The organism is Trinickia sp. HAY1-2D (genome assembly GCF_056754935.1).
Map to the genome: position 1 here is coordinate 1,431,023 of NZ_JBPGWX010000002.1, position 9,504 is coordinate 1,440,526.

Annotated in this window: 12 protein-coding genes; all 12 read right to left on the reverse strand. The window is 62.5% G+C overall.

Features of this window, described 5'->3' with window-relative positions:
• Positions 1-5: 5 nt before the first annotated feature.
• The 12 genes from ACR9ZC_RS13710 to ACR9ZC_RS13765 all read right to left on the reverse strand — a co-directional run bounded on the left by ACR9ZC_RS13710 (position 6) and on the right by ACR9ZC_RS13765 (position 9,502).
• On the reverse strand, positions 6-407 hold the full coding sequence (locus ACR9ZC_RS13710; RefSeq protein ID WP_481580692.1) for a phage tail protein: 402 nt from the start codon (positions 405-407) through the stop codon (positions 6-8).
• Positions 407-1,087 (reverse strand): phage baseplate assembly protein V, encoded by a 681-nt coding sequence (locus tag ACR9ZC_RS13715; RefSeq protein ID WP_481580693.1) that lies wholly within the window; start codon positions 1,085-1,087, stop codon positions 407-409. The genes ACR9ZC_RS13710 and ACR9ZC_RS13715 overlap by 1 nt, the downstream gene beginning before the upstream one ends.
• Positions 1,084-2,229 (reverse strand): phage late control D family protein, encoded by a 1,146-nt coding sequence (locus ACR9ZC_RS13720; protein ID WP_481580694.1) that lies wholly within the window; start codon positions 2,227-2,229, stop codon positions 1,084-1,086. Before ACR9ZC_RS13720 ends, ACR9ZC_RS13715 begins: the two co-directional genes overlap by 4 nt.
• On the reverse strand, positions 2,226-3,179 hold the full coding sequence (locus ACR9ZC_RS13725) for a hypothetical protein (protein WP_481580695.1): 954 nt from the start codon (positions 3,177-3,179) through the stop codon (positions 2,226-2,228). Before ACR9ZC_RS13725 ends, ACR9ZC_RS13720 begins: the two co-directional genes overlap by 4 nt.
• A gap of 3 nt (positions 3,180-3,182) precedes the next feature.
• Positions 3,183-5,087 carry a phage tail protein gene (locus ACR9ZC_RS13730; RefSeq protein ID WP_481580696.1) on the reverse strand — a complete coding sequence of 635 codons (1,905 nt, stop codon included), beginning with the start codon at positions 5,085-5,087 and terminating at the stop codon, positions 3,183-3,185.
• A gap of 265 nt (positions 5,088-5,352) precedes the next feature.
• Positions 5,353-5,832, reverse strand: coding sequence for a phage virion morphogenesis family protein (locus ACR9ZC_RS13735; RefSeq protein ID WP_481580697.1), 480 nt, complete (start codon positions 5,830-5,832; stop codon positions 5,353-5,355).
• Positions 5,829-5,993: a hypothetical protein gene (locus tag ACR9ZC_RS13740; protein WP_481580698.1), complete on the reverse strand. Its 165-nt coding sequence runs from the start codon at positions 5,991-5,993 to the stop codon at positions 5,829-5,831. Before ACR9ZC_RS13740 ends, ACR9ZC_RS13735 begins: the two co-directional genes overlap by 4 nt.
• 35 nt (positions 5,994-6,028) lie before the next feature.
• Entirely contained in the window at positions 6,029-6,406 is a 378-nt protein-coding gene (locus ACR9ZC_RS13745; RefSeq protein ID WP_481580699.1) for a hypothetical protein, read from the reverse strand.
• Between the two features lie 3 nt (positions 6,407-6,409).
• A complete protein-coding gene (locus ACR9ZC_RS13750; protein ID WP_481580700.1) occupies positions 6,410-6,844 on the reverse strand; it encodes a hypothetical protein in 435 nt (144 codons plus the stop codon).
• 57 nt (positions 6,845-6,901) lie between these two features.
• Positions 6,902-8,428: a phage tail protein gene (locus tag ACR9ZC_RS13755; protein WP_481580701.1), complete on the reverse strand. Its 1,527-nt coding sequence runs from the start codon at positions 8,426-8,428 to the stop codon at positions 6,902-6,904.
• A 62-nt stretch (positions 8,429-8,490) separates the two neighbouring features.
• The gene (locus tag ACR9ZC_RS13760) at positions 8,491-8,628 is read right to left on the reverse strand and encodes a hypothetical protein (RefSeq protein ID WP_481580702.1); all 138 of its coding nucleotides are present in this window, start codon (positions 8,626-8,628) and stop codon (positions 8,491-8,493) included.
• 7 nt (positions 8,629-8,635) lie between these two features.
• Entirely contained in the window at positions 8,636-9,502 is an 867-nt protein-coding gene (locus ACR9ZC_RS13765) for a hypothetical protein (protein ID WP_481580703.1), read from the reverse strand.
• Positions 9,503-9,504 lie beyond the last annotated feature (2 nt).

Here is a 9,504-nt window from a genome sequence, read left to right on the forward strand (position 1 = left end):
AGGCGTTACGAGTTGACGTTGAAGCTCAGCGTCGCCGGCGCCCCGGATCCTGCCACCGTGTACCGGATGTAGACGGAGATCGTCTGGGGGTCTGGGCGAGTCACCGTGATCTGCGGCTCAGGGTTTCGGGCAACAGAGTCCTCGAGCAGCATCTGACCGCGGATCAGCGCGCGAAGTGTGGCCGCATCGGTGGCTTTGCCGACGTACCGCGCGAGTCCCGCGCCGTAGGTCGGATGCAATGCGTAGTCCGGAGGGCCGTTCGCGTCGAGCGGGTTCGTCAGCAGCCGCCGGATGACGCGCTGTTGGCTCCGCGTGGCCTCATTCACTACGCCGAGGTCACCGGTAGGGCTCGTGACGATGTCCTGGCCCCATAGGTGGTTCAGGTCGTAGAGGGTTTGCGTCGTCATCAGCCACCCGTCACAGTTGAAGTGAGGTGCGAGCTACTCATCGTTTGATTTGGAGCCAATGTATTGCCGCCATCGTGCTCAGGGTGCGTATGGGTATTGAAGAGCGACATGAACGCGGAGGTGACGAACTGGAGAAGGGTTTGCCCAGTCGCACCGAGTTTGATCGTGGGCGCCGTCACACTGGCTGAGCTCGTCGCTGTGACGTTCGCCTGCGTCGCATTCGTGTTGGCATTGCCTGTCACGTTGGCGGTCATGTTCCCGCCCACCGTCGCATTGAGGTTGCCCGTTACGTTCAGCGACACATTTCCGTCGTTAGTGAATTTGAGGTAGCCCCCCGACTTGTGGACCAGCCAGAACTCACCGGACGGTGCCGCCGGCGGTTGCTCGACGTCGGTGAAGAACCGACCCACCACTACGCCAGCATCCTGGTCCTCGCGGTCGAATGCAATGATGACCTGATCGCCGATCGACGGGCCCGCGACCAGCCCCCAGCCGCTGCCGATATACATCGATGCGAGTGGGATCCACCCCAGCGATTCCTGTGTGTCAGGCCACATCTTGACCTTCACGGCATACTTGTTCGGGTCGTATGCCGTGACCTGGCCGACCCGATGCGTCGTCTTTTCTCCCTGCGCCATCTGGGCCTGCGCACGCATCGCATTGAGAAAGTGTTCGATCATGACGGGATAACCGTTGTGTCCAGCGAATGATTCTTTCCGCGCACGCTCATCGTGTAGCCAGAATCGAACGACATCCGGCGATTCACTGACTCAACGTAGTACATCGTGTCGAATGGCGTCTGGGTGCCTGATACGCTCACTATCACGTTCGGCATGAGGATGTTGTCGCCCGGCAGCTCGGCGGTCATCTTCAGCTCGTGCCGGATGATGTCGTTGTAGATCTTCGCGGCGCGCGCCTGTGCGTCCTGCTGCGTCAGGTTGGCGATGATGTAGCTGTAGACCTGCGATGGAGCCTTTGCGGTGCCTGGCGCGATGCCTTTCGCCTTCCCGGCCGGGTACGTCACCGAGAAGCCAGCCTTCTGCTTGTGGTTGAAGCTGTGCACCTGGACGATCACGCCCTTGCCGACCGTCAATGTCCGTGAGAACGACATATCGCGCACGTTGCCTTGAAACGTCGTTTGCGTGATCGCGTCCGGATTCGTCCATCGCAGCGCGTAGGGCGTCGCCGTGGTCGGATCCGGCTTCGGCCCGAAATACAGCGTCATTCCCTGCACATAGACCACGAAGTCATAGACACTTGCCAGCCACGTGAGCAGTTCCCACTCCGTCGAGCCGTGCCGATCGTGGATCTTGTCGATCTCATAGATCTTGCCGACCGCGCCCTTGGTTGCAGTGACCTGCGGCGTCAGCCCATGCCGCTTCGCGAGCGTCGTCGCGATCTGCGAGGCAGTTTGGTTCGTCCACCGATCGAACGTCTTCGCATCGATCAGAAGCGACGTGTAGTCGCGCCCGCTAAGGTCCACGGTTCGGCGCACCGGGTCGAACTGGATCTGATCGACGTTGCCGGTGATGAGCTGCTGCAGGTCTGCCGTGCCGTACTGGTTGGGATCGCCAGGGAAGCCCGCGAAGATCTGCGCCTGGATCGGGTTGGTGCCGAGCACGTAGTTCAGGTCGATCGGGCTCTGCAGCGCGGAGATCGGCAGGCGCATGCGAAACGTGCTGGCCGAGTGCCATGTGTTCTGCTCGACATCCCAGTCGATCCACGGAACGGAGGTGCCGGGTTGGTTCGGGTCGCCGAGCAATACCATGCCCCGCGGTTGCCGGGCTGCGGCCACCGCAGGGACGGTATTCAGTGTCGTCATGCTTGCAGTAGGCCGCCGCTGTTATCCGGCGTGACCGGAATGTTGAGTGTTTGGACGCCTTTAACGACCGGATCCGACGTGCCGTTGGCCTTCGCGATGCCCGTCCATGCCTCGGCCTTGCCATAGACCTTCGCGGCGAGCTGCATGAGGTTGCCGCCGGCGACCGTTACCTGCTGTGCGGCACCCGAAACGCTCCCGAGGTTGGTCGACATGCGCCCCATCACCGCCTGAAGGTTGTAGAGCAGCGGCGCCTGCTCGAACGCCGTGACCTGTGCGGCGATATTCGCGACCGAGGTCGAGATCGGGTTATTCGGCACGATGCCGCCCAGCGTCGTCACGTTCAGCATGGTGTTGGCGCCGCTCGCGAGCAGCGTCGAGACCTGCGTCTGCACGGCGGCGATCGGCGCCAATACGCCGTTGATCGTGCTGGCCGTCGCGCTGGCGAAATTCGACACCGCGGAGATTGCCGAACCGACGGTATTAACCAGTCCCGAGAGCGTGCTGTTGCCAATCTGGCCAGCGAGGCTGTTCGCGCTCGAGAAGTCGGTCGCGATCAGGTCATTGATCGAGGGCCCGGCAAGGGAGGTCAGCGGCGTGGCGTGATCCTTCACGACTACGCATGTGATCCGGTATGGGATCATCCATTCGCGCTGAAAGTCCGCCTCGAAGCGCTGGATAACGACGTCGTAGAAGAGCTCCGACCAGACAAGCGGAACCGATGTGCCGGCGATCCGCTGCGCGTCGAGGTATCGCGCGCGCGACAGGGCATTGGCGCCCATGAACCACCCGGACCACTCCAGCGGCATGTCCGAGCGGCCCATCGCGTCGATAACGCGCGTGCCGCCGACCAGCTCATGCACGGTCAGCCGCTGGTCACCTCCGAACGCGATGTGATCCGGAACCTCCAGATCGGCGAACAGGACGTCGCCGAGGGAAAGGGAAGTTGCCATGGATTACCGCGCAAAGGAGTGGCCGATCGGCGGCGCCGAGCGTGTAAAGTCGAATCCGGAGCTGGTGGACTGCGGGCGGCCCATTCCTCCCAGGATGTAGTCGGTTGCCGCCTCGCCGATCTTCTTGCCGTCGAGGTTGATCGTCGACTTCAGCTGGATGGCCTGCTGTTTCGGCTGGACGTACGGACTCCCGTTCGAACCGCCGTGAGGCTCCGCCGCATTGGCGCTACCGAACATCAGCCGATATGGCCACGCGAAGGCATGGGCCACGCCCGAACCGAATGACTGCATCGCCTTGAATCCTGGGCTGTCCGCGACAGCACCGATGCTGCGCAGGACGTCCGCACCGACCTGCAGCATGCTGGTGATCTGCGGCAGCATCGTCGTCCCAAACTGCTTCTTGAAGTCGTTCCAAGCCGCGTTGAAGTCTGCTTCTGCGCCCGATGCCGAGGGCTTGAACATATCGATGACCTGATCCGCGCCCATTGCGCCCTTGGCCAGCTTGAAATCACGCATCACCTGGAATTGCTGCGTCGTCATGATCGAGCCTTGGTTCGACGCATTGCGATTCGACAGGACGTCATTGACGGCCTTCAGGACATCGCTTTCTTTCGTAATGCCCTTCGACGCGAGCGCGGGCAACAGGACGTCAGTCATCCACTTCGCCGGATCGCTCTGGAGCAGGTCCGACCCTCGGATGTTGGTCATCACGAGCGACTTGAGCGGCTTGCCGCCCACCGAGCCGTGCACTTGCTCCTGGAGTTGCGCGAGGCCGAGATCCTGCAGCAGGCCCATCGTTTTCTTCGGCGTGCGGCCGGCGACGAGGTTCTGGTACAGGCTCATTAGCGCGGTACCCGCCTTCTGTCCGCCTTGCTCGACCATCAGGCCTTCCATGTGCATGAGGCCTTCGTCCGAAAGGCTTCGGAATGCGGTGCCGGCGTTCTGCGAGAAGGCGCCGAGATCCTGGAAGTGCAGGAAGCCGCCGGAGCCCGTCACGAGCCGTTCGGCGAGGTTCAAGGTGCGATTGAATGTCGCCTCGTCTTTGAACCCGCCGCGGCGATCGATGAACTTGAGGACGCTTTTGAGACCCTCGTCATCCATCGCGCCGAGCTTGCCGCCGAAGACCGCAGCGTTCGCCTTGCCCAGCGTGACGAGCGCCGGCGTGTACTTGGCCGCCTCCTCGAACGAGCCGAACAGGCCGACCGATTCGGCCATCGCCTTCATCAGCTCAGACTGGGACACGCCGAACGTGCGGGTCGCCTTGACGAAGCTGTCGGCCTCCGCATTGACCTTATCGCCCAGATTGAGCGATTTGAAGCGCATGAACTCGTCCTGATAGGTCTTTGCGCTTTCGTAGAACTGCTTCCCGACATAGCCAGCCACCATCGCGGCACCCAGCGGCACGAGCATGTCACTGGCCAGGCCGACGCCAATTCCGCCGATGCCGACGCCATTCGATCCCATGTGCAGGTTGCCGCCGTGCACGCGACCGCCATGACGACCGCCACCGCCGCCAGGACCCGGCAACCCACCGCCGCCGCCCGGAAGCCGGCCAGTTCCGCGGATACCGGCGAGCGTAGCCGCGAGCGTGCGCGCCTGTGCATTCGCGGCCATCAACTCCGCCTCGATGCCGAGCCCGCCGGCCGGCAGCGCCACGCGCAGGCCGATGAGATTCTTTTCTGCGAGCGCAGCCTGATCCTGGATGATCTTGAGGCTGCCGCCCAGCGACTTGGCCGCCGTGGCGAGGTTGCGAACGCCCACCACCTCGGCGCCCATTTTCTGCAAGCGCTTGTTCACCTGCAGCGCAACCGCGTCGATCTTCGCAAACTGCTCCGACAGCTTCAGCAGATGCGGTGTGACCAGATCGACCAGCTTGAGTGTGGTCCCGATCTCGTAGACGTTGATCATTTGCGGTATAGAATCAGGGACTTGCTGGAGGTTTTATGGGTCTTGCGTTTCGCGTCCACGAATGGCTGGCTGACCATATAAGCTGGGTCAATTACCCGAAACCGAGGGTGCGCAGTCTCAGCGGGCATCCGCACGGCTGGCGGCTCAGGTGGCAGATGCGGCCGCCGATACATCGAGGCGTGGCGCTGCTACTGCCGACCGCCTGCCTCTTCGTGCCGTACGTGGGGGTGTATTTGGCGATCTTGTGCGTCGTCTTCCTATTCGCCTATTTCCGCAGGAACTGAAGCCGCTTCCATCCCATTCCAGCCAGCCAGGCGAAGGTCGTTTTGCCGAACTGCGCCAGGATTCGCGGCGAACTGTAGTGCGCCGCAGGGCCGAGGACTGGCCGCGGCGGCATCCGATCGGTGCCGAATTCGTGGTATTTCAGGATTTCGTCGTTCGAGCCCACGACCGCCTCATTGCCCTCGGCGTCGGCCCGAATGCTCTTCTTCATTTCGCCCGTGCGCAGCAGCGGCGCATCCGGCTCGTAGCCCAAGCGCGCTTTCTCCGCCTCCGTGCTGTCGGCGAGAAGCGCCCAGTCCGGATAGGGCTCGATATCAGTCTGATAAAAGCCGATCTCACCCTGGGCTGTCTTCGCGATCTCTTCAGCGCCGGCCTTGACCATGTGATGAGTCACTTCCGGGCCGGTGGCGGCCAGTTTGGCGAGGTGGGTTGCGAATGCCCCGAAGCTATTGAACTGCTTCACTTCGGCTCCTCAAACTTCATCGTGTTCCAGTTGAACCTGCCGCCCTCGAAGATCGAGAAGTTGATCGAGAACGCGCGCCGCTCGATTTCGTCGATCCGCCACGCTTCCGCGCGCTCTTTCGGCATGCTCATGGCCGTATGGAACGGAACCCCGTTTTTCATCAACCAGCAGGCCTCCTGAAAAGCGGGGTTCCGGGCTAGTTTTTTACCGCCGCATCCTCTGCTTCTTTCTGCTCGGCTTTGCGCTTGTTCACCCGATACATCGCCGCGGCGCCGATGCCTTCGCGCCCGAGACGCTGAATCAGCGCGTCGACCTCGCGCTGGGTTGTCGGGAAGTCCACCGGATCGCCGTCGATTTCCGCGACCGAGACAGCCGGAAACACGTAGGCTTCCATGTACGCCGCATTGAAAGCGGCATCCTGGCCGATCATGCGCACGAGGCGGCTTTCCGTGAGCACATCCGGCTCCGCGATCTTCAGCGTGCGCCCGCGCCCGTCGACGACGACGTTATCGGGCCGCGCTTCGGCGGCGGGACTCTCTGTCGGGTTCAGTTCCAGCGTGGATTTCTTCGTCATGGGTTAGCTCAACTTGATCTTGCGCGATGCCTCGAAGCCGATCTTGACCTGCACGCGGTCATCGCCGACGAACTTGCCGCCTTCTTCGAGCCGCAGCGCGACTTTCGTATAGCGGTACTGCGTCACCGCGCCGCTCGATTCAGAGATGGTCTCGATGATCGTCGCGTATCCGATGTTCACGCCCGAGTAGTAAAACTGCTCGAGTTGCACGAAGAAGTCGCCGACGACGTTGTCCGTGCGGTCCAGGCCGATCGTTCCGGTCCAGCCGATCGGCACGTTGGCGTGGTTGTTTTCGCCGCTCAGCGCGATGCTCTCGATCGTCTTGTATTTGGGCTTCGCTTCCCAGTCCGTGACTGTCGTGGGAAGGGTGAGCGGCCCGGTCGGCGTCGTCACGTTCAGCGTCACGTCCCGCCCGGTGTTAAACGGACCAATGGCCATGGGTCACTCCAAAAAAGAAAAAGCCGCTCGAAAGCGGCTCAGTTGAGGCGGGGATCGTTAGAACGAGGGGAGTTGCTGACGGGTGATCGTTACCGACTGACCACCTTCCTGGTTGATCAGGATTTTTTCGGCGACAGCGAGGTAGCGCACGCGGACGTCGGCCTGCAAGTAGCCCAGCGCGATCCGGCTCGGCGGGTTGTTGTTCAGGTCGCACTGCACCGTGAAGTCGTCGATTTGAAGCTGCTGCTGCAGGTTCAGGTAGAAGTTGTCGAGCGTCGCCTTCACATTCCGGCGCAGCGGATCTGTCGGCTGCGTCGATTGCAAGCGGCCGTCATAGATGCCCATGCCCGCCGCGGTCGTCGCCGCGAGGTAATTGGTCATCCGCGTGTAGTTGTCGCCGTTGCGCGTGCTGTCCGACGACGAGTTGTGCCCGATGCGCACGCCGAACTGATTGCCTGCCGGGATCGGGTTCGTGATGACGTCGATACCGGCCTGCGCGAGCGATTGGAGCTCGGCGCTCGAGTACTGCTGGTTGGCATTCGATTTCTGCGTGCCGACGATGCCGTACAGCTGCTTGTTCAACGAGGAATTCTGCGGCGCGAGGTTGGCCAGCACGCCAACGACATAGCCTTGCGGCGAGATCAGCCGTACCCCACCGTTGACCGGATCCAGGAAATAGATCCAATCACCGAACATGTACTTGAACGCGTACGAGTCGATGCCCGCCGTTGCCTTCACCGACACTGCGTTGCTGATGGTGTCGCCCGCCGGCGTGACCCCGATCATGTACGTGCCTTCGGACAGGCCGTAGCTGACCTGCGTCGAGAACGTCGTCGTGTCCGAGCAGTCGACGAGCGCGGCCACCGAAGCGCCCGTCCCTCGGAGCGCATACATGCCCTTGCGCGGGATCGTGTCTTGACCGATCAGGACCGAGCCGTTGATCGTGGTCGCGCCATCGGCGCCGCCCGCCAGCGTGTAGGTCGCGAGCGTCGGGGCGGTCGTGCCGGCCCCCGCGGTCGCGACGATCAACTGCGACGGTCCGCGCGCGCCGACCTGGCCATTGTTGATCGCGTTCGCCATGTTGACCCACAGCGCATTGCCCGAGCCAGCGATGTTGTCGAACACCTCCGGCGTCTGGCCGGGCAGCGTCACGATGACCTTGCTCGTGCTCGCCGCCGAGCCCGCCGCGATTTGCACCTGCAGGCTGTTCCCGAGGCTGCCCGTGTACTTGCCGGTGAACGTGATGCAACTCGTCTGCACGACGATGGTCGCAGCCGCATCGGTGCCGTCCGTGACGCGCACGCAACGGAAGTTGTTCGCGCCCTGGAGCACCGCCGCGGCGACGGCCGTGCCCATGTCATACAGGCGGTTCTGGATCGCGCCGAAGTTGCGGGCGTAGTCCGCCATGCTGCCGACGATGGTCGGGCTGTTGACCGGTCCCCACGTGGCCGTGCCGACGAAGCCGGCGACGTTCGTTGGCACGCCATTCAACTGCGCCACTTGCGGCGCGATGATCTGGACGATCAGATCCGGCACGATCAGCGCCGTGGTGTTGACCTGACCGTATTGCACGATCTGCGTCATTCAGATGCTCCAAAAAGAAAAAGGCCTCACATGGAGGCCTTTGGGCGAAGCGGGGAGGGTGGTTATTCGGCGGCGACGCGCTTGACGACGTGGTGCTGGTGCTCGCTGGACAGGATTTCTTCGACTTTGTCCGGATCGGTGATTTCATCGCCCTTGGCATAGCCGCCAAACGGCTCGACGACGGTGAGATGGAATTCCATAGCAGCCTCAAATGTTCGTGGTCGTGGTGTTCGGGTACAACTGACTGTTGGTCGTGCCGTTATAGCCATTCACGCCGACCGATACGTTTTCGACGATGTCGACAACCGTCGTGGCCGTGTTCGTCACGGTCTCTGCATATTCGACCGTTGCCATGATGTCGCGCCGGTACAGCAACTCTTTCTGCGGCACATCGTCGTCGCGCTGGCTTTTCAGGATCAGCCGAGCATCGCTGCCGTCGGCCAGCGTGAGGAAGCGGTTGCTCATGATCGCGGGCACGATCACCGATGCGATTGCTTTGCGGTTCGCGGGAGTATTGGCCCAGACCGTGATCTGGAAAATCTGCTCGACGCGCCCGACTTCGATCTGCTGCGTTCCGCTGCCGCCAACTCGAGCGGCGTTGATCGCCGGGCCCGCAGCCGGCAGCGTGATGACCGCGCCGGAGGCCGTTGTGCCAAGGAAATCGGCATTAATCAGCGCCGCGAGGGCCGTAGCGATCGTGCTCAGCGTGTCATTGGCGACCGTCTGGTACGTGTAACCATTCGTGCCGACGACAACCGCGGTGTTGACGCCCGCGGCAACCGCGCCGCCGACCGTGATCGCACGCGCATTGATCGACAGCGTTAGCGCCGGGGCCGCGACCGTGTAGTCCTGCTGCTGAAGTTGGTATCGCGTCGTGTTGCGCGATTCGCGGTTGAAGACAGTGACGTGCGCGGTGCCCGCCAACATGTCAGCATCGAGCTGCGCGGCGGTCGGCCAGCCGGCATAGACGCGAGCCGGCACGCCCGCCGCCGACGGATTGCCAATGCCGTTTGGATATATGGCATTGGCTAGTAGGGTCACCAAGCCGTCTTGAACATCGCTTAAATCTGCCATGG